The organism is Blautia schinkii, assembly GCF_013304825.1.
GTDB classification, from domain to species: Bacteria; Bacillota; Clostridia; order Lachnospirales; family Lachnospiraceae; genus Blautia_A; species Blautia_A schinkii_B.
This window is the reverse complement of record NZ_JAAWUO010000016.1, coordinates 81,904-107,924: the sequence shown is the minus strand read 5'-3', so window position 1 is coordinate 107,924 and position 26,021 is coordinate 81,904. Positions and strand designations below refer to the sequence as shown.

20 protein-coding genes are annotated in these 26,021 nt (G+C 43.8%); 15 read left to right on the top strand and 5 right to left on the bottom strand.

From position 1 onward, the window contains the following. Positions 1–460 precede the first annotated feature (460 nt). The 4 genes from HFM85_RS12810 (at position 461) to HFM85_RS12795 (ending at position 4,057) form a co-directional block, all read left to right on the top strand. On the top strand, positions 461–1,072 hold the full coding sequence (locus tag HFM85_RS12810; protein WP_173738538.1) for an ECF transporter S component: 612 nt from the start codon (positions 461–463) through the stop codon (positions 1,070–1,072). Positions 1,073–1,341: 269 nt separating this feature from the next. Beyond that, positions 1,342–1,764, top strand: coding sequence for a MarR family winged helix-turn-helix transcriptional regulator (locus HFM85_RS12805; RefSeq protein WP_118170774.1), 423 nt, complete (start codon positions 1,342–1,344; stop codon positions 1,762–1,764). 93 nt (positions 1,765–1,857) lie between these two features. After that, entirely contained in the window at positions 1,858–3,141 is a 1,284-nt protein-coding gene (locus HFM85_RS12800) for a cytidylate kinase family protein (RefSeq protein WP_173738537.1), read from the top strand. A 19-nt stretch (positions 3,142–3,160) separates the two neighbouring features. Continuing rightward, the gene (locus tag HFM85_RS12795) at positions 3,161–4,057 is read left to right on the top strand and encodes a DMT family transporter (protein WP_118170771.1); all 897 of its coding nucleotides are present in this window, start codon (positions 3,161–3,163) and stop codon (positions 4,055–4,057) included. Here the strand turns inward: HFM85_RS12795 and HFM85_RS12790 are convergent. After that, a complete protein-coding gene (locus HFM85_RS12790) occupies positions 4,032–5,093 on the bottom strand; it encodes an AraC family transcriptional regulator (protein WP_173738536.1) in 1,062 nt (353 codons plus the stop codon). The two genes, HFM85_RS12795 and HFM85_RS12790, sit on opposite strands and share 26 nt — an antisense overlap. 281 nt (positions 5,094–5,374) lie before the next feature. On the opposite strand from HFM85_RS12790, the gene HFM85_RS12785 reads away from it, so the two are divergent. The 6 genes from HFM85_RS12785 to HFM85_RS12760 all read left to right on the top strand — a co-directional run bounded on the left by HFM85_RS12785 (position 5,375) and on the right by HFM85_RS12760 (position 14,989). Beyond that, positions 5,375–6,796: an MFS transporter gene (locus HFM85_RS12785; RefSeq protein WP_173738535.1), complete on the top strand. Its 1,422-nt coding sequence runs from the start codon at positions 5,375–5,377 to the stop codon at positions 6,794–6,796. A 131-nt stretch (positions 6,797–6,927) separates the two neighbouring features. Beyond that, on the top strand, positions 6,928–9,726 hold the full coding sequence (locus tag HFM85_RS12780; protein ID WP_173738534.1) for an alpha-L-rhamnosidase: 2,799 nt from the start codon (positions 6,928–6,930) through the stop codon (positions 9,724–9,726). A gap of 1 nt (position 9,727) precedes the next feature. Further along, positions 9,728–10,597 (top strand): MBL fold metallo-hydrolase, encoded by an 870-nt coding sequence (locus tag HFM85_RS12775; protein WP_118071934.1) that lies wholly within the window; start codon positions 9,728–9,730, stop codon positions 10,595–10,597. Further along, positions 10,594–11,583: an ROK family protein gene (locus tag HFM85_RS12770; protein ID WP_118170769.1), complete on the top strand. Its 990-nt coding sequence runs from the start codon at positions 10,594–10,596 to the stop codon at positions 11,581–11,583. The genes HFM85_RS12775 and HFM85_RS12770 overlap by 4 nt, the downstream gene beginning before the upstream one ends. Before the next feature lie 12 nt (positions 11,584–11,595). After that, positions 11,596–13,542, top strand: coding sequence for an oxidoreductase (locus HFM85_RS12765; protein WP_173738533.1), 1,947 nt, complete (start codon positions 11,596–11,598; stop codon positions 13,540–13,542). 46 nt (positions 13,543–13,588) lie between these two features. Further along, positions 13,589–14,989, top strand: a complete 1,401-nt coding sequence (locus HFM85_RS12760) for a glycoside hydrolase family 1 protein (RefSeq protein WP_118071937.1) — start codon at positions 13,589–13,591, stop codon at positions 14,987–14,989. Positions 14,990–15,049: 60 nt separating this feature from the next. Here HFM85_RS12760 and HFM85_RS12755 read toward each other — a convergent pair whose 3' ends face one another. Then, the gene (locus HFM85_RS12755) at positions 15,050–15,898 is read right to left on the bottom strand and encodes an AraC family transcriptional regulator (protein ID WP_173738532.1); all 849 of its coding nucleotides are present in this window, start codon (positions 15,896–15,898) and stop codon (positions 15,050–15,052) included. Between the two features lie 148 nt (positions 15,899–16,046). On the opposite strand from HFM85_RS12755, the gene HFM85_RS12750 reads away from it, so the two are divergent. The 4 genes from HFM85_RS12750 to HFM85_RS12735 all read left to right on the top strand — a co-directional run bounded on the left by HFM85_RS12750 (position 16,047) and on the right by HFM85_RS12735 (position 21,843). After that, positions 16,047–17,417, top strand: coding sequence for an MFS transporter (locus HFM85_RS12750; RefSeq protein ID WP_118064654.1), 1,371 nt, complete (start codon positions 16,047–16,049; stop codon positions 17,415–17,417). Between the two features lie 18 nt (positions 17,418–17,435). Then, the gene (locus tag HFM85_RS12745) at positions 17,436–18,614 is read left to right on the top strand and encodes a glycoside hydrolase family 5 protein (protein WP_173738531.1); all 1,179 of its coding nucleotides are present in this window, start codon (positions 17,436–17,438) and stop codon (positions 18,612–18,614) included. 1 nt (position 18,615) lies between these two features. Continuing rightward, positions 18,616–20,262: a glycoside hydrolase family 43 protein gene (locus HFM85_RS12740; RefSeq protein WP_173738530.1), complete on the top strand. Its 1,647-nt coding sequence runs from the start codon at positions 18,616–18,618 to the stop codon at positions 20,260–20,262. Between the two features lie 174 nt (positions 20,263–20,436). Then, positions 20,437–21,843: an MATE family efflux transporter gene (locus HFM85_RS12735; protein ID WP_173738529.1), complete on the top strand. Its 1,407-nt coding sequence runs from the start codon at positions 20,437–20,439 to the stop codon at positions 21,841–21,843. Here the strand turns inward: HFM85_RS12735 and HFM85_RS12730 are convergent. The 3 genes from HFM85_RS12730 to HFM85_RS12720 form a co-directional block, all read right to left on the bottom strand. Continuing rightward, on the bottom strand, positions 21,825–22,943 hold the full coding sequence (locus HFM85_RS12730) for an RluA family pseudouridine synthase (RefSeq protein ID WP_173738528.1): 1,119 nt from the start codon (positions 22,941–22,943) through the stop codon (positions 21,825–21,827). The two genes, HFM85_RS12735 and HFM85_RS12730, sit on opposite strands and share 19 nt — an antisense overlap. Before the next feature lie 11 nt (positions 22,944–22,954). Next, positions 22,955–23,575 carry a response regulator gene (locus HFM85_RS12725; protein WP_173738527.1) on the bottom strand — a complete coding sequence of 207 codons (621 nt, stop codon included), beginning with the start codon at positions 23,573–23,575 and terminating at the stop codon, positions 22,955–22,957. Positions 23,576–23,638: 63 nt separating this feature from the next. After that, the gene (locus HFM85_RS12720; protein WP_173738526.1) at positions 23,639–24,820 is read right to left on the bottom strand and encodes a histidine kinase; all 1,182 of its coding nucleotides are present in this window, start codon (positions 24,818–24,820) and stop codon (positions 23,639–23,641) included. A gap of 264 nt (positions 24,821–25,084) precedes the next feature. Between HFM85_RS12720 and HFM85_RS12715 the strand changes: the two genes are divergently transcribed. Continuing rightward, entirely contained in the window at positions 25,085–26,014 is a 930-nt protein-coding gene (locus tag HFM85_RS12715; RefSeq protein ID WP_173738543.1) for an ABC transporter ATP-binding protein, read from the top strand. Positions 26,015–26,021: the final 7 nt, after the last annotated feature.

Genomic DNA, 26,021 nt, shown 5'->3' with positions numbered 1-26,021 from the left:
GAAGTGTGGTAACACATGGAGCTGACTGTTACTAATCGGGTGAGGGCTTGACCAAAAAGCCGAGGAAGCGGGCAGGAAACAGCGGGAATGAATCGGAACAAGCTTGCTTGTGGAGAGGCATTCATGATGATTCCTGAACATTTGCGAAGCAAATGGCATCGAACGACGGAGTCGTGAGATGACTACCGCTGAAGTATCGGTACGCAGGTTAAAATTGATTCAACAAAATGATTGACCATCAACAAAGCATGTATGTAGTTTTGAATATACAATCGTGGAAAGTGGCTTAAACAGCCACTTTTTTTGTGCTTAAATCCAACAAACTGTCCCCTGAAAAAATATTAAAATTGCCCCTTGTAAAATAACCAAATCAGCAGTACTATAACACACGTGTTATTACATTCGCACATTAAACCAATCACACACTAAAGTAATAACAAAAGACGAGAGGGGAATTATTATGAACACACAGAACAACACAGTAGTCAAACTTGCAGAAACTGCGTTATTAGCAGCTTTATGCTATGTAACCTTCACATTCCTGCAGATTAAGATTCCGGTGCCGGGCGGAGATGCAACATCCATTCATATCGGAAATGCTTTCTGCGTACTTGCAGCACTGCTTCTGGGTGGCATATACGGCGGACTTGCCGGAGCTATCGGAATGGGAATCGCGGACATCATGGATCCTGTTTATATCACAGGAGCACCGAAAACCTTTGTACTGAAATTCTGTATTGGCCTGATCGTAGGCCTTGTAGCACACAAGGTTGCAAAGATCAATGAGAGCACAGATAAGAAATATGTTTTCAAATGGAGTGTGATCGCATCTATCGCAGGACTTGCATTCAACGTAATTGCTGATCCTATCGTAGGCTACTTCTACAAACAGTACATCCTGGGACAGCCACAGGAGCTGGCACAGGCACTTGCAAAAATGAGTGCGGCAGCAACATTCATCAATGCAGTTGTATCCGTGATCCTGGTAGCGATCATTTACAACGCAGTACGTCCGGTACTGATCAAGAGCCATCTGATCACCATTACTAACAACAAGAATCAGGTTGCATAAAACAACACAAACATATTAACAGAAATAACATTAAACAGTGAAATGGAAGCGAATATCCATTTCGCTGTTTTTTTATGCGGACAGATAATCATTTTATTTATACGTTTGTCCCTGTGATTTTCCCTGTATTTTGTGCAGATTGAAATAAAAACAGCTCTCTTTTTTGTACAGAATTCCAATATATTTTAAAAATAATATTGACATACGTAATTAATATAGTTATAATTCTAAATGTTTGAATTATAACTATTAAAAAGGGAGAAAGATATATGAACGATTCTTTTCACTATCTATCCATGGCAAACCACATGATGGTCCAGAAAAAGCTGATGGAACAGTTAAAGGATACCGGCCTTACCCTGGGACAGCCAAAGGTTCTGGATTATCTGAAAGATCACGATGGCGCCAGTCAGAAGGAAATTGCGGCAGGATGTCTGATCGAGGCAGGATCTTTAACTTCTATTTTAAATCGAATGGAAGAAAAAGGACTGCTCGAGAGAAAAATGCTTAACGGAAACCGCCGTACCTTTCATATTTTTATGACAGAATCCGGAAAGAAAAATCAGAAGCTGGTAGAAGAGACTTTTGAAAAGATTGAAGAAACAGCATTAAACAATGTTTCAGAAGAAGAACAGAAAGTATTTATGGAGATATTTCTCAGGATATACAGGAATCTTGCTGAGATAAAGTAAACAGGCGGATATCCGCTTTACAATAACCGGATAATGGCAGCATAGACATAATTATCCGGCGAAAATCTGTACAATGAGGAGGAGACAAAAATAATGGAGAAACTAAAACGATACTTAATATTTCTGGTGGGACTATTTGTAAACTCCCTGGGAGTCAGTCTGATTACCAAGGCAAACCTGGGAACCTCACCAATCTCATCAATTCCCTATGTGTTAAGCCTGAACTTTCCATTCACACTTGGAAACTTTACCATCTTTTTCAGTATCTTACTGATCATCCTGCAGCTGATCATTCTGCGGAAGAATTTTAAACTGGAGCACATCCTTCAGATCCCGGTATCCATCATTTTCGGATATTTTATCGATCTTACCATGATCCTTTTTTCCTGGGTCAATCCGGAAGTATATATCATGAAAATCGTATATCTGCTCATCGGGTGTATGATCCTTGGCGCAGGCGTTTATATGGAGGTCCTGGCGGACGTTGTCATGCTTCCGGGAGAATCCTTTGTCCGTGCCATTGTCCTCACATGGAAAACAAACTTCGGAACAACCAAGATCTGTTTTGATGTATCCATGGCAGTGATCGCTGCAGTACTTTCCTTTGTATTTGCAGGAAGACTGGACGGGGTAAGAGAAGGTACAGTTATTGCAGCCCTTCTGGTTGGATTTATCGCACGACTTATCGGAAAAAAACTTGCATTCCTGAAAGATATGATCTTCCCGGAAACAGCATCAGCAGAAAACGAGAGCGAAGCAAACGAGCAGACAACAGGAACTTATGGAAAAAATGTCATTGCCATTGGAAGACAGTTTGGAAGTGGTGGCCACGATATGGGCAAGGCACTTGCAGAAAAGCTGGGATACGATTTCTATGATGCAGAGATCATTCAGATGACAGCAGGAACCACAGGCTACACGCCGGAATTTATTAAGAAAAATGAGGAGATCATGACAAACAGTCTTCTCTATGATCTGGTCAATCAGATGTACCTGAACACAGATATGCAGGATGAAGCACCAAAGGACAAAATTTTCGAGGCGGAATCACAGGTTGTCCGTAATCTGGCAAAAAAAGGCAACTGCGTGATCGTAGGCCGCTGTGCAGATTACGTCCTCAGAAATTCCGCAAACTGCCTGAAGGTATTCTTCTCTGCACCTCTTGAAAGCAGAATCAAAAGAGTAGCACAGAGACAGAACATCTCTGAGAAAGAAGCCAGAGCTGTTGTCCAGAAAAACGAAAAACTCCGCGCAGACAACTACCGTTACTATACTCGCCGCATGTGGGGCGCAGCAGGAAACTTTGATCTCAGCCTGAATACAGATCTGGGAGAAGCGTATATTGAGAGCTGCATCCGTAGCGCAATGAAATTATAAAAAGGCAGGAATAAATAAAATGAAACAGGAAAATTATATAAAAGGTATGATAATGATCATCCTGTCAGCATTTTTCTTTGCATGTATGAATGTAAGTGTCCGTCTGGCCGGAAATCTTCCATCTGTGGAAAAAAGCTTCTTCCGGAATCTGGTTGCGGCAGTGTTTGCGGCGGTCATTTTATGTAAAGATCATACATTGCCGAAGGTTAATAAAAAATACTGGGGGCCGCTGATCTTACGCTGTGTATGTGGAACCATGGGAATCCTGTGTAACTTTTATGCGATCGATCATCTGCTGGTAGCGGACGCTTCAATCCTGAATAAACTGTCTCCCTTTTTTGCGATCATTTTTTCTTTTCTTCTGTTAAAAGAAAAAATCAGCCCGACGCAGGCAGTATGTGTGGCCCTGGCATTTGTGGGATGTCTGTTTGTTGTAAAACCGGGATTTCATAATGCGGAATTTATGTCTGCACTGATCGGAGTCTGTGGTGGACTGGGCGCTGGAATTGCATATACAATGGTACGTGTACTTGGAACCCATGGAGTGAAAGGCCCGATCATTGTATTTTACTTTTCTGTTTTTTCATGTTTGTCTGTGATTCCGTGGATGGTATTTCATTTCACACCAATGACGGTGAAACAGTTTGCAATACTTATGATGGCAGGATTATTTGCGGCAGGCGGACAGTTTACGATCACAGCGGCATACACGTATGCACCTGCGGGAAAAATTTCCATTTTTGATTATTCACAGATTATCTTTGCAACGCTGCTGGGATTTTTCCTGTTTGGAGAAGTGCCGGATAAATACAGCTTTACCGGATATGCGCTGATCATTCTGGCATCGTTTGGAACATTTATCTACAATATGAAAACAGCTTCAAAAAAGGTTACAGCAAAGAAGAGTCCGGACTGATACTGCTTCTGTATTCTGCTGGTGTCATATGAAACCTTTTTTCAAATATTTTATAAAAATGTGTAATGTTGGAGTAGCCGATTTCTTCCATAACAGTAGTTACCGGAAGGGTCGGCTGTTTTAATAATTCGGCTGCTCTGGAAAGCCGGATATCCTGGATAAGAGTGGAAAAGGTTTTTCCTGTATAGTTTTTCAGGATCCGTGTTAATTGTCGTTCGCTGTAATTAAAAAACGCAGATAATTCCGGGAGCGTAAGGGTTGCATAATGTAGTTCGATATATTTCAGTATAAAAATAATATTTTTTTCCTGCTTCTTTCCGGCCGGGTTGGGGACGATCATGTTTTTTTCATGATTTCTGAGAAGACAGATAAAAAAGATTTCCAGTAACGCATTTATCATGGAGGAGGTATAGCGCTTCTGGGTCTGATATTCTTTCAGGATTTTTTTAAATAAATTCACAAGCTGCGGATCTTTTCCAGATTTAAAATACAGATAAAACTGAGATCCGGGGGAATAAAGTGCCCGGCTGAAAAAGTCATGTAAAGTACCGTATTTTGGAAGGGAATTTAAGAATACAGCTTCAAAGGTCTGGCTTTTTATCAGGAAATTGTAGATCACACAGTCATCGCTGAAAGCACTTAATGCATGGATGATCGAAGGAGCCACAATGCAGATATCACCGGATCGCATGGAAATAGTATGGGAGGTAAATATGTTTTCACAGGTTCCACGAAGCACATAGATCATCTCAAAAAAAGTGTGCGAATGCAAAAAAGCAGGAGCATACCGGTTATGACGGAAAATGATCGTATCCTCATCGGAAGGAAAAATAGTTTCATCCAGAGCGTTTCCAGGATGGTAAGTAAAGCCGGCGGCTGCATGGGAAGATGCCTCCGGGCAGAGTTTTTCTATTTCCTCGACGGTATGTGCCTGGTCCAGATGTGCAGCCGGATATTCCAGAAAAATCCGTTTATAAAATATTTCGTCAGGTTCCATTTCAGGAATCATTTCTGTTAAATGTTTGTATTCATTCATAAAATCACCTAAATTAATTGAATCAGGAAAATTCTCTGCGGATTATGAAAGTCCGCTTAGTCTGTCAACGAGCTTCAACAGGAAAAACGTATATGTCCGAAAAGGATAAATCATATGTCGTTTAAAGACGTTATCCTGTTCGCTTATTTCTGATAATATCACTATCAACAGGAAAACACAAGAATGACAGAAGGTGATAAATAAAAGTAATTTCATAAAAACAGAAAAATACAGAAGATGCAGAAAACCCATTAGATGAAAAGGGAAAAGGAGAAAGAGATATGTTTAGTTTGGCAAGTAAACACAACGATCCAAATGCCAGCCTGGCATGGAGCGAACGTATCGGTTACGGAACAGGCGGATTTGCCTTTAATATGATCAATGGTATCATCGGTTCTTTCCTGACCATTTATTTTACCAGCACAGTAGGACTGAATGCAGGTATCATTGCAACAATTTTTGCAATATCAAAGGTTTTTGACGGAATCTCAGATGTGATCGTAGGACGTATGGTGGACCGTACAAAATCAAAACTCGGAAAAGGCCGTTCTTGGCTGTTACGAATGTGTATTCCATTTGGAATCACCACCATGCTGTTGTTTTTTGTACCACAGAATTTTCCGGAAATGGCACAGTATGTATATATTTTCCTGATGTATAACATTGTAAATGCTGTATGCCTTACCGGAATGCTGGTACCGTATTATTCCATGATCTCACTGATGACAGCAAATCCTTATGAGAGAGGATTCCTTGGAAACATCCAGCAGATTTTTCAGACACTTGGAAATGTAGTTGTAAACTCAACATTTGTTACCTTACTTGGAATCTTTACAAGCAGTACAGAAAACATTTATACACAGAGAGCATTTACGATCACAATGCTGATCTACTGCATCGCAATGATCGTAATTACAATTTTCAGTGTTTTCTCAACAAAAGAGAGAGTACATTCTGCTGAAAGCGCAGAGGAAGATACTCAGAAATCTGCAAGTGCTGGAAGAGAAGCAGGCACATGGGAAACTGTAAAAGCACTTTTTAAGAACAAATACTGGGTGATCGTAACAGTTGCAAGTTTTGTAGTATTTTTCGTAATTATCATGTACGCAATGGGAAATGTATATTACTGTCAGTATGTTCTCTATGATATGGGACAGTACAGCTGGGTATCCAACTCTATTTCCATTGCACAGTTTGCAGTTATGTTTGTAACACCTGCATTTATGAAAAAGTTTGGAAAAACAGCTGTTTATGAAGCAGGAATGGTAGTTATGGGACTTGGATTCCTCGGATTCGCTGTTCTTGGCGGTTCCAGTACGATCGTGATGATCATCTGCAACGTACTGAAAGGCTGCGGTGTTGGTATGGCCGGCGGTATGGCACTTGGAATGGTTGCAGATACCATTACATACGGAACAAAGAAAACAGGAATTGATACCGTTGGTCTTGGAAATGCCGGTGTTTCTGCAGCACAGAAGATCGGTCTCGGACTTGGAACAGCTGTATTTGGCTGGGTTCTCAACGGAGCAGGCTATGACGGATCTCTGGATGCACAGGGTATCGCACAGCCGGAAAGTGTTTCCACAGCAATTAACTTCCTGTACAACTGGCTGCCATTTATCATGGTGATCGCTATCTTTGTACTGATGGTAATCCTGTATCATTGCGAGAGAGATTTAAAGAAAATGGAAGCAGCTGAATAAAGCTGATAAATGAATAACTGAGAAAAGCAGAGAAAACTGCTTGCGCCTCCGGAAATTAGATAACTATTCTAGTATTTGGAGGCGTTTCTGAAGTTGTGATCGCAGATATTCCAAAGTAAGAGGAGAGATATATGAAAGTTGTAAATGTAAGAATCAACGGTATGGAAAATCCTGTGGGATTTGATTTTGAAACCGTATGTGTATCGTGGAAAGTTCGTGAGACATCAGCCAGAAGACAGCAGAATGTAAAAATAGAGATAGCTTTGACAGAAGATTTTTCAGAGCTTCTCTGGACAAAAGAGGGAAAGAATCTTAACAGTGCGGCGGAAAAACTGGAATTTGAGCAGAGTGCATATACAAGATATTATGTAAGAGTAACCGTTACCAGCGATGAGGGAGAGACTGCTGTTTCCAAGCCTGCATATTTTGAAACCGGAAAGATGGATGATCCATGGATGGGAAAATGGATCACAACAAAAAAAGAAGATACCTTTCACCCTCTCTTTATAAAGAATTTTGAAGTAAAGAAAAAACCTGCTTCAGCCAGACTTTATATTTGCGGTCTTGGACTTTTTGAGGCAAAATTAAATGGAAAAAAAATCGGGGAGGAAGTTCTGACTCCTTATTACAGCAATTATCACGATGAAGAACAGTATCTTACATTTGATGTCATGGAAAATATCAAAAATATCGATAACCATACAGAAATGCAGGAAACAGCAGAAAACCAGTTGGCTGTATCGCTGGGAAATGGCTGGTACAAAGGAAAATTTGGACTGAACAGCCAGAGCAATAATTTTGGTGATACCTTTAAGCTGATCGCGGAGCTTCGTCTGATCTATGAAGATGGGGAAATCCAGGTGATCGGAACAGATGAAACCTGGAATTATATTGGCTCTGATGTGGAAGACGATGGAATTTATGACGGCGAGATCATCAACCATCTGTTATGGGAAGAAAAAGAAAATCCGGCGAAACAGGCAGTTCTTACAGAGGCAGAAGGAAAACTGGTTTCCAGATACAGCCTTCCTGTAATGGAAATGGAAGATATGCCGGTAAAAGAAGTGATCCATACACCGGCAGGGGAAACAGTCCTGGATTTCGGACAGAATTTTGCCGGATATGTGACCTTCTGGAATCATCTCCCAAAAGGAAGCAAACTTATATTTGACCATGGCGAGATCCTTCAGGATGGCAATTTTTATAACGAAAATTACCGTGCTGCAAAATCTCAGTTTGTATATGTATCCGATGGCAGGGAAGAGCTGGTACGTCCTTCCTTTACATATTTTGGATTCCGTTATGTGCGTGTGACAGGATGGCCGGGAGAAGTAAAAGCAGAAGAATTTACAGGAAAAGCAGTTTATTCAAAGATGGACAGGACCGGATATATGGAAACCGGCCATAAGGGAGTGAACAGACTGTTCCTGAATGCACTGTGGGGACAGAAATCAAATTTTGTGGACTTTCCTACAGATTGCCCGCAGAGGGATGAAAGACTTGGCTGGACCGGGGATGCTCAGGTATTTGCCGGAACAGCAAGTTTTAATATGGACACTGCAGCTTTTTATCAGAAATTCATCCACGACCTTCGAAATGAGCAGGTAAAATACGATGGAATCCTTCCGGGAGTGATTCCGGTACTTGATCCAAACGGACCGATCTTTTCCAGTGTATGGGGAGACATTGCCACATTCCTTCCAATGGTGGTTTATGAACATTCAGGAAATACAGAAATGCTGAGATCCAGTTATCCGATGATGAAGGACTGGGTGGATAAGATCACCAGGGAAGACCAGGCAAGAGGACAGAAATATCTTTATGATTTCGGAAATCAGCTGGGTGACTGGCTTGCACTTGACGGAAGAACCGAGCAGAGCATGGAAGGTGGAACAGATGCCTATTATATTGGCTCCAACTACTATGCAATGTCTGTGCAGAAGACTGCAAAAGCAGCAAAAATCCTAGGATATCATGAGGATAAAAAATATTATGATGGTCTCTATCAGAAGATCAGAGAAGCGATCATCCGGGAATATTTTACAGAAACGGGACGTCTGGCAATTGATTCCCAGACTGGATATATTGTAGCTTTATATTCCGGGATCTACAGAGAAAAAGAAGCTGTTGTGGCAGGACTGAAAGCAAGATTTTACAAAGACTGCTACAAATTAAAGGGCGGATTTACAGGGGCACCGATCCTTTGCAGGGTTCTCGCCGAAAACGGATTCGAGGAAGACGCTTTTTATTTCCTTCTTCAGGAAGATTATCCGGGATGGATGCACTGCATCAATCTTGGAGCAACAACAATCTGGGAAAGATGGAATTCCGTTCTGGATGACGGGCATTTAAGCGGTACGATGATGAACTCCCTGAACCATTATTCTTATGGCTCTGTTGTGGAATATCTTTACAGAGATGTAGCAGGCTTAAAGGCACTGGAGCCTGGATTTAAGAAAGCGCTGATCACTCCTTTGATGAACGGAAAGCTGAAATATATGCATATGACCTATGATTCTGCTTATGGAGAATATAAGGTAGACTGGGAAATCCTGAAGAACGGGAAGGTAACAGTAGATATCCAGGTTCCATTTGGATGCAGTGCAGTGATCGGTCTGCCGTTTTATGAGGGCGAAGTTATGGAAGTGGAAGCTGGAAGCTATCATTATGAATATCGTCCCACAGAAGATCTTCGTCAGCGTTATAACAACAAAACCATGTTTAAGGATATGATGCATGATCCGGAGGCAATGAAAGTGATCGAGAGAGTATCTCCAATGCTGATGTATTTTCTTTCTACCGGAAATCAGGATTATTTTTATGAGAGCATCCAGAGCCTGGAAAAACTGTTTTATATGGGATTTACCAGAGAAATCGTAGATAATCTCCGAACAGAGTTATCCAAGCTTCTTGATATGGAGGAAGAATAAAATGGCGGATTTTTACAGAGCAGAAAAAGTAAACGACAGAATCACAGCGATAATAAGCTTCACAGGAGAGATCATGTATCTGGTAAATGGATCGGAACGCTCCCTGCTGATCGATACCTGTGTGGGAGCAGGAAACCTTCGGGATTTTGTGGAAAGACTTACGGAAAAACCACTTACAGTGCTGCTTACCCATGGCCACATCGATCATGCAATGGGAGCACCGGAATTCACCGGGAATGATGGAAAGCCTGAATGTGAGATCTACATGAACCATGCGGATACCGAAATTTATCTGGGAATGAATTCCATAGAAAACAGAAAAGGATATGTACTGGCAGGACTTGGCGGCCAGATGCCGGAAGGACTGGAAGAGACATTTCTGCCGCCTGCACCGATGACATTTAAAGATCTGAAAGATGGTGACAGATTTGACCTGGGAGGGATTTCCGTGGAAACTTATGCCCTCCCGGGGCACACTCCGGGAACCATGGTCATGCTGATCCCGGAAGAAAAGATCCTGATCCTTGGAGATGCCTGCAACAATGCTACCTTCCTTTTTGATAAAAATTCCCTTACTGTGGAAGAGTACAGGGAAAATCTGATCCAGATCCAGAACAGACTGGAGGGACGTTTTGACACAACCTGTCTCTGTCATCATGTGATCTGGGCTTCCAAAGATATGATTCGCAGTGTGATCGAAGTCTGTGATACGATCATGAAGGATCAGGCAGATGATGTTCCATTTAACTTTATGGGGCAGCAGGCCTTTGTTGCAAAAAAGGCCAATGAATATTTCAACCGTCTGGACGGCGGCGAAGGCAATATCATCTACAGCAAAGAAAAAATCCGCAAAAAAGAGGTGACACCATGAATTATCTGGCGATCGATATAGGAGGAACATTTATCAAATATGCAGTGATCACAGAAAACTGTTCCATCCTGGAAAAAGACAAAACCCCTACAAAACAGGATTCTCTGGAAATATTTATCCAGTCTCTGACAGAAATCTGTGACAGGATCAAAGGGCAGTATGAGATCGAGGGAATTGCCTTAAGCATGCCGGGGATCATTGATTCCAAAAGGGGTTTTATGTATACTGGTGGAAGCCTTTTCTGCATCAGCAATGTAAATATCGTGGAGATCCTGGAGAAAAAAACAGGGATTCCGGTGACAGTAGAAAACGATGCCAAATGTGCAGCGCTGGCTGAGATCTGGCAGGGCTCTTTAAAGGACTGCCAGAATGCCATCGTTGTTGTCTGCGGAACTGCAGTAGGTGGTGCTGTGATCGTTAACCGCGAAGTAGTAAGTGGAAAAAATTTCATGGCAGGGGAATTCAGCTATGTGATCACAGATAGTAAGGATGACTACAAAATGTCTAACAGCCTTGCAGAGACAGCCGGTGCCCAGGCACTGCTTAAAAGCGTATCAGAGGAAACCGGCATTCCTGTAGAAGAGTTAAACGGAGAAAAAGCGTTCTCCCTTGCGAACCAGGGAAATGAAAAAGCTCTGGCAGGAATCCGGAATCATGCAAAAAAACTGGCCATCCATATCCACAACTGTCAGTACATGTTTGATCCGGAAAAGATCGCAGTAGGCGGCGGGATCAGTGAACAGCCTTTGCTTCTCCAGCTGATCCGTGAAGAGCTTTTAAAGATCAACGGCATGTATCCCTGGACGCTTCCGGTCCCGGAGGTGACAAGCTGCCGTTTTTACAATGACGCAAACCTGATCGGTGCCGTCTATGTACACATGAAAGCAAGAGAGAAAAAGATCAGTCTTGAAAAAGTAAATGAACTCATGGAATTACTTGAAAACCGAAGAGAGGGCGAATATTTGAGAGCCCTCCTTACAGAATAACGGGAGGTAATTATGATCCGAAAATATCCAAACTTATGCAAACCGATCCAGATTGGCCGTGTAACATTTCGAAACCGTATGTTTTCTGCTCCGATGGGCGGAACAGATATTACAAACGACGGATGTATCGGCCCGAAATCTACAGCTTTTTATGAACTGAGAGGAAAAGGCGGTGCAGGTGCCGTAACAGTCAGCGAGTGTATGGTACATCCGAAAACCGATGGCTCCCATGCCTATCATCTGGACACATCCATCCTGAATTCCCTGGCATCCGCAACTTATACTGCAGACGCCATCCGTCGTCACGGAGCCATACCGAGTATTGAACTTTCTCATTCCGGAATGTATGCAGGAACTTATATGACAGATAAATCCAGACAGAAATCCATGAACCAGTGGGGCCCGTCTGATACCGTCCGTCCAGATGGCGTGGAGGTAAAAGCCCTCACAAAAGAGCTGATCGACGAGATCGTAGCTTCCTATAAAGAGACCGCGTCCCTGGCAAAAAGGGCAGGCTTTGAGATGATCATGGTACACGGCGGACATGGCTGGCTGATCAACCAGTTCCTTTCTCCGTATTTTAACAAACGTACCGATGAGTATGGCGGAAGCCCTGAAAACCGTTGCCGTTTTGCAGTAGAAGTTCTGAAGGCAGTGCGTGAAGGTGTGGGACCTGGATTCCCCATCGAGTTCCGTATGAGCGGTTCTGAACTTTTTGAAGGCGGCTACACACTGGAAGACGGTGTGGAGATTGCAAAAGTTCTGGAGCCATATATTGATCTTCTTCACGTTTCCGCAGGAACTTATCAGAGAGGGTTCGGTGACACCCATCCGTCCATGTTTAAAGACCACGGTTGCAATGTTTACCTTGCGGCTGAGATCAAGAAACATGTGGCCATTCCGGTTGCAACCATCGGTGGCCTGAACGATCCTGCACAGATGGAGCAGATCATTGCAGAGGGAAAAGCCGATATCGTTTACATGGCAAGAGCACTTCTTGCAGATCCCTTCCTTCCAAGAAAAGTCATGGAAAACAGAGACGAGGAGATCGTTAAGTGCTTAAGATGTTTTACCTGCATGGCAGAAAGAGCGGCAACTTCCACAAGAAGATGTACCGTCAATCCGCTGATCGGACGTGAGATGGAAGGGGATGAAGTACAGCCTGCACCTGCTAAGAAAAAAGTCCTGGTAGCAGGCGGCGGCCCGGGAGGTCTGTACGCAGCTTATACAGCGGCAAGAAGAGGCCATCAGGTCATTCTCTGTGAAAAAGAGGATACTCTGGGCGGAATCCTGAAAAGCGAGCAGGCCCTGCCATTTAAGCATGAGATGTACGAGCTTGCAGGAACTTACGAGCTTCTTGCAAGAAAAGCAGGCGTGGAGATCCGTACATCCACACCGGTGACAAAAGAGTATGCGGAAAAAGAAAACGCAGATGCACTGATCATCGCGGCTGGTTCCAGACCGCTGGTACCTCCGATCCCGGGACTGAACGGCGACAATGTGGTGATCGTAAATAACTACTATAAAGAGAAAGAAAAAGTAGGAGATGAGGTAGTTGTCTTTGGCGGCGGCCTTGCAGGATGTGAGTGTGCCATCCACCTTGGAATGGAAGGGAAGAAAGTCCGCATTGTGGAGATGAGAGATGTTCTCGCACCGGATGCCAATGTAAGACACAGACCACTTCTTCTGAAAGAAATCGACAAATACGCGGAAGTTTACACAGGATACAAGGGCCTTGAGGTAACCGAAGAAGGTGTATGGTGTGAGGATAAAGAGGGCAAAAAGGTTCTGGTTCCCGGAAGCACCATCATCTGTGCCCTGGGCCAGAGATCCAGAACCGACATTGTGGATGAGCTTCGTGACTGCGCGCCATATGTGGCGGTGATCGGTGATGCAAGCAGAGTTTCCACCATCACCAATGCAGTATACTGGGGCTATCACGCAGCGCTGGATATCTGATATCCGGCAGAGAGATATCCGATTTATATGAGAAAGGACAGAAAAAATGTTTCCCAAGAATTTTTTATGGGGCGGCGCAGTAGCTGCCAATCAGTGTGAAGGTGCATACAACGAGGACGGCAAAGGACTTTCCATCCAGGATGTCCTTCCTCACGGGATCAAAGGCCCGAGGACGGAAGCACCCACAGAAGACAATATGAAGCTGGTAGGAATTGATTTTTACCACCATTACAAAGAAGATATCAAGCTGTTTGCAGAGATGGGATTTAAGGTATTCCGTACTTCCATTGCCTGGAGCAGGATATTCCCGAAGGGGGATGAGGAAACTCCCAATGAGGCAGGCCTTAAGTTCTATGATGATCTGTTTGACGAGTGCAGAAAATACGGGATCGAGCCCCTGGTAACCTTATCTCATTATGAGACTCCGCTTTATCTTGCAGAGCATTATGACGGCTGGGTAAACCGTGATCTCATTGGATTTTATAAACGGTATGTGACTACAGTTTTCAACCGTTATAAAGATAAGGTAAAATACTGGCTCACATTTAATGAGATCAACTCCATCCTGGAATCTCCATTTATGAGCGGCGGGATCAATACGCCGAAAGAAAAACTTTCCCAGAGTGATCTTTACCAGGCAGTTCACCATGAGCTTGTAGCCAGCGCCTGGGCGACCAAGATCGGTCATGAGATCAATCCGGATTTCAAGATCGGCTGTATGATCTTAAGTATGCCGGTATATCCGCTGACACCTGATCCCTCGGATGTTCTTGCTGCCATGGAACAGGATCACAAGAACATGATGTTCGCAGATGTCCATGTCCGCGGCTGCTATCCGGGATATGCGAAACGTTATATGCGGGAAAACGGCATCAGCATTTCTGTGACGGATGAGGATATGGAAATCCTGAAAAACACCGTAGACTTTGTTTCCTTCAGTTATTATGTCAGTGTCTGTGCCACAGCAGATCCGGAAAAAAATGTCCGGGGAGAGGGAAATCTTCTGGGCGGTGTGCCAAACCCGTATCTGAAAGCCAGCGACTGGGGCTGGCAGATCGATCCGAAGGGACTTCGCTATATTCTGAACACACTCTGGAACCGCTACCAGAAACCACTGTTTATCGTGGAGAATGGTCTTGGTGCGTTTGATCAGCTGATTCAGGGTGCAGATGGCGAGATGACCGTAGAAGACGATTACCGCATCGCTTATCTCAGAGATCACATCCGCCAGATGGAAGAGGCTGTCATGGATGGCGTGGATCTGATGGGATACACCACCTGGGGATGCATCGACCTTGTCAGCGCATCCACGGCAGAGCTTCGCAAACGTTACGGATTCATCTACGTGGACCGCAACGATGACGGAAGCGGAACTATGAAGCGTTATAAGAAAAAGAGTTTCTACTGGTATAAGCATGTGATTGAGACCAATGGACAGGAACTATAGATAATAAAACTTCCGGGAGTATGTTGTCCAGCTCCCGGAAGTTTTGATATTTAAGAAAATTTATTTCTTCATATTCTCCCGTACCTTCGTAGGTGTGCACCCGAAGTGTTCCTGGAACATCCGGCGGAACAGCTTATAATTGGTGAAGCCGTGGCGTTCCAGGATCACATGCACGGGGTCTTTTGTGTTGATCAGATCTTTGTAAATGAAAGAAAGTCTGTATTCATTCTGATATTCCAGAAACGTAACCCCCATCTTTTTCTTAAAAAAACGACAGAAATATCCGGTCTGGAGATAAGCGACACCTGCGATCTCATCCAGGGAAATGGGCCTCTTATAATTTTCAGAAATATAATTCAGTACAAGGTTCAGCCGATCCAGATCTTTTTTCTGCTGGCTAAAATCACTTTGAAAAACTTTTACACGGAAATTGTGGTACAGCTGGAACAGAAGTTCAAAGATCAGGCTGTTAAAGCGCAGGATAAATCCATCCGGCCGGATATCATCAATGATCTGCAGTTGTTCCAGGGAGGTTTTCAGCATTTCAATCTTTGTCTTTTTAACAGGATCTTTGGTCTGATAGTCCCAGAAAAATACCAGCTGCTGGACATTGGGAATATATTTTTCCATAAAATCCAGCGGAATCTGAAGAACGATAGCTTTATTTGGAACGGTACATTTTGTGGAATGGATGATGTTGGCATTGATCAGGATACAATCTCCGGGGTGGAGGGTATGACTGGAAGATTCCACGATAACATCCAGTTCGCCCTCCTGTATATAAATGATCTCAACAGCCCGGTGCCAGTGGAAAGGAATGTAGCTTCCATTATCTGTGGACGTATAAAATTTGACATTTGTGATACCTGAGTAATCTATGATCTCATAGGAAATTCCGTTTTTATCCATATAACCTCCTTAAAAAGAGAATATCGACCTATATATTAGAGCTTTTCTGACCTAATCTGTGCAGAATCATTATGATAGTATAATACCATAAAACAAAGCTCCATGGCCATGGAAAAGCAAAAGAAAAAACAGGGAGAGGTAAAAAAATATGAATCAAAAGAGTAAATTGACCTTTGGAAAAATATTTGAGCGTTTTTCTTATGGATGTGGTGATTTTGGCTGTAACATCATCTACACGGCGATGTCTGCATTCCTTCTGTTTTACTACACAGACTATGCGAATGTAAGCGCAATGGCAGTTGGAACCATTATGATGGTCTCCAGAATCTTTGACGGTGTCAGTGATATCATCATGGGTGTGATCGTAGACAGAACAAGATCAAAATATGGTAAAGCAAGGCCTTGGATCTTACGTATGTGTATTCCCTTTGCAGTGTCTGGAATTCTTCTGTTTTCTGTTCCTGCATCCTGGGCTTCCACGCCGAAACTTGTATATGTATTCATTACATACAACCTTGTTTCCACAGTGATCTACACAGCCATCAACGTGCCATATTCCGCACTGAATGCGCTGATGACACAGGATCCCTATGAGAGATCTGTTTTAAGTATTTTCCGTAATCTTCTGGCAACAGCCGGAACACTGACCATCAATACCTTCACACTTCCGCTTGTAGAATATTTCGGAAACAATGCAGCAGCATGGACAAAAACATTCGTAGTATTCGGTTTCGTAGCGATCGCCGCATTTTTATGTACCTTCTTTGGAACAAAAGAGCGTGTACGGGCAGCAGAAAATGAAGGTGAAGTACAGACAGAAGATGTACCGTTTGTAACAGGAATCAAAGCACTTTTTAAGAACAAATACTGGATCATGATGACAGGAATGCTTGCCCTTTTCTTCCTGATGTATTCTGTCAACGGAGGAGCAACGGTATACTATGCAAAAGATATTCTGGGCGATAAAAATCTGGTAAGTACCATCAACGGAATCTTTAACATCGTACAGATTTGCGGCATGTTCTTCATTGCCATGCTGGTAAAAAAATTCGGAAAAAGAAATGTATTTGCACTTGGTCTTGTTCTGGATATTGTGGGAATGCTGGTACTGAATTTTTCCGGCGGTTCCATGGCGATCATCGTGGTTTCCAGTGTGATCCGTGGAATCGGTAATGCCTGCGGCGGTGCTACCATGTGGGCTATGGTTTCCGATACCATTGATTATGGTGAGTGGAAAACAGGCTGTCGTACAGAGGGACTTGTAAACAGTGCCTGCAGTTTCGGATACAAGATCGGTAACGGAATCGGTTCCGCACTTCTTGGTCTGATCCTTGAGATCGGCGGATATGTTGGAACAGCAGCAGTACAGACAGAATCTGCACTGACGTCCATCAAAGTATGCTTCGTATGGATTCCGATCCTTGTTTATGCCTGCGGCCTTGTGATCATGAAATTCTATCATCTGGATAAAGAATTCGATGGAATCATCGCAGATCTGAAGGCACGTGCACAGAAATAGAAAAGGAGATCAGAGAGAGTGAACATCAAAGGCGTTAATCTTGGAAACTGGCTGGTGCTGGAAAAATGGATGAGTCCGGCATTATTTGAGGGAACCACCGCAGAGGATGAATATTATCTTCCCACACAGCTTTCCCCGGAGGCATATGAGGCAAGAATAAAGATCCATCGTTCAGAATACATTACAGAGCGTGATTTTGTAACCATAAAAAGCATGGGAATGGAGTCTGTCCGGATTCCGGTGCCATACTTTATCTTCGGCGACCGGAAACCATTTATCGGCTGCATCGAAGAACTGGATAAGGCCTTTAACTGGGCGGAAAAATACGGACTTACCATTCTCATTGATCTTCATACAGTACCCTTAAGCCAGAACGGTTTTGACAACGGAGGCATCAGCGGTGTGTGCAAATGGGCACAGAATCCTGATGAAGTAGAGTTTGCATTAAGCGTTCTGGAACGTCTTGCAAAGAGATATGGAAACAGAAAAGGCCTGTTTGGAATCCAGCCTTTAAATGAGCCCATCACAGAAAACATGTGGGAGACCATGGATATCCAGAACCGTTACGCACCGGCAGACCCGGAGATGGCAAAAGGCTCCGCGCCGATCACAATGAAATTCCTGCGACAGTTTTATCTGGATGCCTATGACCGCATCAGTGCCTATATGCCAAAAGATAAGTACGTTGTGATCCACGATGGATTTGAACTGATGGAATGGAAAGATTTCATGCAGGAAGAGAAATATTCCAATGTGATCCTGGATACCCATCAGTATCTCATGGTTGCGGAGGCCAGAGGATGCAGCCAGACTATTGAAGGCTATCTGAAATATATCAGAGAAGAACTGGAACCACAGATCACAGAGATGGAAAAATATTTCCCGGTGATCTGCGGCGAGTGGTGTCTGTTCAATTCCCTTGCCTGCGGCTGTGACACAAAAGGCGGCCAGAGCGTGCTCAACGGAGTGGAAGGGAGCCGGCAGGAAAGCTTTTCACCGGAGAAGAAAAAAGAAATCTATGAAGCCCTTGCAAAGGCACAGCTGGAACTCTGGGAGAAAGGCAGCGGTTATTATTACTGGAGCTACAAGCTTCTGACTGATACGGTAAATACTCCCGGCTGGATCGGATGGGACAGCTGGGATCTGGGAAGATGTTATGATTTTGGCTGGTTTCCGGCTGATAAAGGAGGAAAATAAAATGATCGTAAACCCAATACTTCCGGGCTTCAATCCGGACCCTTGTATCTGCAGAAAGGGCGACGATTACTATATGGCAGTTTCCACATTTGAATGGTTTCCGGGAATCCCGGTCTACCATTCCAGAGACCTGAAAAACTGGGAACTGTACACACACGTAATTACAGACGATGAAAAAGTAGATCTCAAGAAACTTCCAAGTGCAAAAGGAATCTGGGCACCCTGCCTGACCTACTGCGAGGAAGAGGATATGTTCTACGTTGTTTATGGAGTAATGAATTCCATGAACGCCAGATATTTTGACGTGGACAATTTCCTGATCTGTGCAAAAGATATCCGTGGACCGTGGAGCGAGCCGGTTTACCTTCATTCCTCCGGTTTTGATGCGTCACTTTTCCATGACACCAATGGCAAAAAATACGTGGTATCCCTGGAGTGGGAAACAAGAGAAGGCTATGAGAAGCCAGGTGCTATCTGTATGGTAGAATATTCTCCTGAGAAAAAAGAGATCATCGGTTATCCGAAGCGGGTCTGGAGAGGTGGCACAGACAGAGGCTGCATCGAGGCACCGCATCTCACAAAACGAGGCGAGTATTACTACATCATGTGTGCAGAGGGAGGCACCGGATATAACCACTGCGTTACGATGGGACGTTCCAAAAATGTCTGGGGCCCATATGAAAAAGACCCGAAGAATCCCATCGTTACCAGCGTTCCGGGAGAATCCTACGAGCGCCAGGATCCAGACCATCTGAAACCAAAGTACTATAATCCGGACACTGTACTTCAGAAATCCGGTCATGGAAGCTATGTGGAACTTCCCACAGGAGAAGTTTATCTGGTCCATCTCTGCTCCAGACCTTTTGTACCGGAACTTCGCTGTACACTTGGAAGAGAGACGGCCATTCAGAAAATGATGTGGACCGAAGATAACTGGCTCCGCATGGCAGATGGAAGCAATCTGGCGAAAATTGAAGTGCCGGAAACTTCCCTTCCGGAATACCCAGTGGAAAAAACTCCGGACTTTGATGATTTTGATGGGGATGAACTTGGAAACTTTTATTATTCTCCAAGGATCATGCCTCAGCGTTTTGCAGATGTGAAAGCAAGAAAAGGCTATGTGCGTCTTCGTGGACAGGAATCCAGAACCTCTCTCAACAAGGTAAGTATCCTGGCCAGAAAGCTCACAAGCGTCTATGCGCGGATCACCACAAAGATGGAATTCACACCGGAAGTACATCAGCACAGCGCAGGTCTGATCCTGTATTACGACAACATGAATTACATCAATCTCCGTAAATATTACAGTGAAACCCTGGGACAGAGTGCGCTGTCCATCATCCATCTGGAAAACGGAGAAAAAACAGAGTTTCTGAATACCAGAATTCCGGTAGAAGATAAACCGGTTTATCTGAGACTTTATATAGAGGGAAGAAAATCCTGGTTCGAGTGGAGCTATGACGGAGAAACTTATGAAAAGATCGGACGTATCTTTGATACCACAAGATTTTCTGATGAATACTGCAAGTACGGAGAATTTACAGGAACAATGGTTGGGATCACCTGTGCAGACCGCGTTCTCCACAAAAAATGTGCAGACTTTGACTTCTTTGAATATATTGCAGATGAGAGTCACATGGTGGAGTAAAAAGATACAAAAAAAAACGGCGATTTATCGTTATTAAGACTATTGAAAAAGGAAGAGCTTTGTAGTAATGTATTAGCTACAACGCTTACGAAAAGGAAGACTGTTTCGGGTGGCAGTCTTCTTTTTGGGGAAAATTTTGGATGAAGGAAAACGAAAAACAAGGGGGAAGGATTTATGGAGAAGGTGAAGGAGAAGACTCCTTTTTTCCGGAAGTTTGTAGGAGATAAAAGATTTTATCTGATGGTCCTGTCTATTGCGGTACCGATCATGGTTCAGAACGGGATCACGAATTTTGTCAGTCTTCTGGACAATATTATGATCGGTCGTATCGGTACAGAACAGATGTCCGGAGCGGCAATCGTCAATCAGCTGATCTTTGTATATAATCTATGCATTTTCGGCGGGGTGTCCGGAGCAGGAATTTTTACAGCACAGTATTTTGGACAGAAGGATCATGAGGGTGTCCGCCAGACACTTCGTTATAAACTGTGGATGGCAGTGATACTGACAGCGATCACCATTGTACTGTTTCTGACAGCAGGGGATTCACTGATCAGCATGTATTTAAAAGGGGACGGAACCGCACAGGAGATCAGGGATACTCTTATTTATGGAAAACAGTATTTATGGATCATGCTTCTGGGACTTCCGCCATTTATGATGGTACAGGTTTATGCAAGTACCTTACGTGAATGTGGTGAGACTGTACTTCCCATGAAGGCAGGGATCGTGGCAGTGCTGATCAATCTGATATTTAATTATCTTCTGATCTATGGCAAATTCGGATTCCCGGAAATGGGAGTAAGGGGTGCTGCTGTTGCCACAGTGCTTTCCAGATATGTGGAAGCCTGCATTGTCCTGAGCTGGACACATAAGCATACTGAAAAAAATATTTTTGCACAGGGGCTGTATTCAACATTAAAGGTTCCGGCGAATCTGACAAAGAAGATCCTTATTAAGGGAACCCCTCTGCTTCTGAATGAGACATTATGGGCAGCCGGAGTGGCCATGCTGACACAATGCTATTCAGTCCGTGGACTGAACGTGGTTGCGGGATTAAATATTTCCAATACCATCAACAATGTATTCAATATCGTATTTATCGCACTTGGAGATTCGGTAGCCATTGTTGTAGGACAGCTTCTGGGAGCAGGTAAGATGAAGGAAGCCAGAGATACGGACAACAAGATGATCGCATTCTCTGTGTTCTGCTGTACCTGCGTGGCAGCCGTGATGTTTGTGATGGCACCGTTATTTCCACAGCTTTACAATACCAATGCTGAGGCACGTACTCTGGCGAAATATTTTATTATGATCACAGCATTTTTCATGCCACAGAATGCATTCCTGCATGCAACGTATTTTACCTTGCGTTCCGGCGGAAAGACCATCGTTACATTTCTGTTTGACAGTGTGTTTATCTGGGTGGTAAGTGTGACGATCGCATTTACCTTAAGCCGGTTTACAGGTCTGCCTGTACTTGCAATCTATGCAATGGTCCAGGCTGCGGATATGATGAAATGTGTCATTGGATTTATCCTTGTAAAAAAAGGCGTATGGCTTCAGAATATCGTTTCATAGAATTTTTTGAAATCTTCCGGGAGGGGTGCTTCCAGGGAGATTTCTTTTTTTGCATTTTTGTTATGAAGCATGGAAGACGGGGTGTCGGAAGCAGCTTCGTCAATTGGAAATGGCAGTTGAAAGTTAAGCTTCCATGCGTGGAGTGCAGCCCGGGAAAAATGATTCGACATATCCGATAAACAGTACAGGGAATCGCCCAGAAGAGGATGCCCGAGAGATGCCATGTGCACACGGATCTGATGGGTGCGGCCGGTTTTCAGACGGAGCATTACAAGGGAGACCGGAGCTGCTGTATCGGAGCCGGTTGATTTCAGAACAGAATAAAAAGTTTCCGCATGTTTACTTTCGGGAAGCGTGCCATCCGTAGATATGATCATTTTCAGGCGGTTATCCGGGTCCGGCGCAAGGGGAACAGTGATCCTGTGAAAAGTTCCATCTGTATCCACAGGCATGGGACCGGAAACCGCAGCCAGATAGGTTTTCTCTGAAATCCCCTCTTCACGCTGGTTCTGCAATCTGGCGGCAGCAGTCTGGTTCTTGGCAAAGAGCAGGATACCGGAGGTTTCCTTATCCAATCGCCCGATAGAACGGACTTTGGTAGGCTCTCCTTTGGAACGGAAATAGGAAGCTACCTGGTTGGATAGACTGTCACTGTAGTGAGAACCAGAAGGGTGTGTGACTATTCCGGCCGGTTTGTTTATGGCAAGAATGTCCTGGTCTTCGTAGAGGATTTCCAGTTCAGGAAAAAAATGAGAAGGTGAAGCTGATAAACAGCAGGCATCAGAAGTAGAATAGGAACAAAAGGTTGAGTCTGTAGAATGATGGAAACAGAACTTGTGATGGTCTGAATTGACAGTGAAAGTCGCAGATTCCAGCTGTGCAGAATCCACATCATCTGTTTCCAGGCATACCATGATCTGATCTCCGGGATAAGCTGTTTCCGTTACCCGGCATTGCTGGCCGTTTTTTTTGATACCACCGGGGCGGAACTTTGCCTGGCTGATCTGCTTTTTTGTAAGACCGGCCTGAGTGTGAAGAAAGCGGGAGACAGGCATCGGAACAGCTGTTTCCGGGATATGGATAGTAAGATAGCGGTTCATTATAGTTCTCCTTATTTATGTTGATAATAAAACACAGCAACCTGTGTCCGATCCCTCAGCTGCAGTTTATCCAGAATGGAACTGAGATAATTCCGTACAGTTCCCTCACTGAGAAAAAGTTCTGCGGCAATCTCCTTATTGCTGTATCCGTTGGCGATCAGCCGGATGATATCCAGTTCCCGTTCATTGATATCCCGGGAAGTATAATCAAATCCACCGGAAGACTGCAGAAGCTCCGGGATCTTGGACATGATCTCCGTGCCGAATACAGTCTGTCCGGAATAGACTGCCTGCAAAGCCGGAAAAATGCTGGTATAATCCTGCTTCAGAAGATATCCCTTTGTGCCAAGGCGGAGGGCTTTTACAATATATTCATCATCGGAAAAAGTAGTCAGAAGAAGAATCTTTGCCTCCGGAAATTCACCCAGGATCTTTCTGGAAGCTTCCAGTCCATCCATTCCTTTCATACGGATATCCATCAGAAGAATATCCGGAAGATACTCTCTGTACAGAGCACAGGCTTCTTCACCATCAGAGCCGGTGGCAGTCACTTTGATATCCGGGTTTGCCTCAAGAATGGTTTTTAATGCACCTGCAACCAGGCAATCATCGTCTATGATTATAATTTTCATGTCAAAATCTCCTGTTTATGAGTTGAAAAAAATTAAATTACAGAGTAGAAAAAACAGACTGCTTCAATTAGAAACAGATTTCGGGATCGTTACAAAGATCCGAAACCCCTTCTCCTGCGTAATCTGGACCGTACCACCCAGTGACTTTACACGGTCCCGGATATTGGACAGTCCCATACCATCGGAAATATTATTCATCTTATCACTGTCTGATTCAGTTTGAATATCCGGAATTTCATTTCCCGATGTTCCATTATCCTCAATGCACAGCTGATAAAGTGCAGGATGCTCACGCAGAAGAATATTCACGGAATCTGCATTACTATGCCGCATCACATTGGAAAGGCCTTCTTTTGTAATACTGATCAGACTGTATTTCACCTCCCTTGGAACCTGCCTGGACATATCATAAGTAAGGGCTATCGGACAGAAGGTGAAATCCTTTACAAGTCCTTTTATGGCATCTTCCAGATCCACCGCATCATCGTGAAAATCATGGACACTGGAACGGATGCTGTTCATGGCATCATTCAGGGAAGCTTCCAGATTTTCCAGAAGAGGAGCAAGAGCTTCATCTTTATTTATGGTTTTGCAGGCAGCAGTCATAAGGATAGAACGGGAAAGCACATGTCCCACATTATCATGGATCTCTCTGGCAATTCTGTTTCGCTCTCGCAATGTAGCAGCATAGATCTCGTAATCCTGTTTTTCCAGAAGTGCCTTGTTTTTTTCAGAAAGAAGAAGCGTATGTTCCTCACTGTCATCCCGGATCTGATGAAAATCCTGGTAAAGAGCCTGATATTTTCCGGCATAGAGCCAGAGAAAAAATGAAAGGACGAAACCCAAAATCCCAAGTATACAAAGAACTGCCGGAAAGTCGTTGATCTGAAAAACCAGAAATCCCCAGAATGGAAGTTCAGCTGCTGCCAGCAGAAAAAGTCCGGAAGATAAAGTCTGATACAGAAGCAGCGGGAAAAACAGAAGAAGATCCGAAAACCACAGGGAACATAATCCAAAGATCACATAACTTCCTGCAAGAACAGGAATGATATTTCCGGAGCATTTCAACAAAGATAGAAAATAGTGTGAATTGGATTCTGTTTTACATGCCCTGCACAGATAAGTAACGCAGCCGAGGATCACTGCAAAAAGGAAGGCGAACACAAGAGCCTGATCTGCAGGCACATAAAAAAATGTTAAAGTACTGTATAAAAGCAATAGGATGGAATCTGTGAAATAACGCATAAAAAATAAACCCTCCTTTCTCAGAATTATTTCTGAAATCAACGTGCCTTTATTATAATATACCGGTTCCTTCCCTGCAAAGAAAAATCTGTGCTCTTACAAAAGACATGACATTTGTCATTCGCAGATAATGACATCCGACACTTGGAGCAGACAGAAGAAAAGGATATAATGACATCATAGAAGAAATATGAATTTCTGCAGTAAAACAGGAAAGATCTGTTTAACGGACAGGAAAAGGGAGGCAAACATATGTCAAAGAGTATGGTCCACATAGAAAATCTGGTAAAACGATATGGCAATCTTACCGCACTGAATCATCTGGAGCTGGATATCCGGGAGGGTGAGATATTCGGACTGCTTGGCCCCAACGGTTCAGGAAAGACAACGGCCATCAGCTGCCTTTTGTCACTTCTGAAATATGACAGAGGTGAAGTAAAGATTTTCGGTGAAGAGATGAAACCGGACAGCTATAAGATCAAGGAACAGATCGGAATCGTGCTTCAGAATGTAGCAGTTTTTGATGAGCTGACAGTGCTGGAAAATATCGATTATTTCTGTGGTCTTTACATAAGAGACAAGAAACGGAGAAAAGAGCTGGTGGAGGATGCCATTGAATTTACAGGTCTTGAAGATTTCCGCAAAATGTATCCGAAGAAGCTTTCCGGAGGTCTTTTGCGCAGATTGAACATTGCCTGCGGGATCGCCCACAAACCAAGGCTGATCATCATGGATGAGCCAACCGTAGCAGTAGACCCACAGAGCAGAAACAAGATCCTGGAAGGAATCCAGACACTGAACCAGCAGGGTTCCACAATTATCTACACATCCCATTACATGGAAGAGGTGGAGCAGATCTGTACCAGGATCGCCATTATGGATCACGGAAGAGTCATCGCTCAGGGAACAAAAGAAGAATTGAAACAGATGATCAAAACAGGCGAGACTGTTACTGTGGAAGCTATTGTTCTGGAGGAAAAAAATCTTCAGGATATCCGTACGCTGGAACATGTTTTTGATGTCCGGTATGAAAAACAGGTGCTGACTGTGCGCTGTACAGATGCAAAGCATAACCTGATCCGGCTGCTTAATTATCTGCAGAGCCAGGATATTTCTTTTGGAAGAGTCTTTTCTGAGCTGCCTACACTGAATGATGTATTCCTGGAGATCACCGGAAAACAGCTGAGAGATTAGGAGGGAT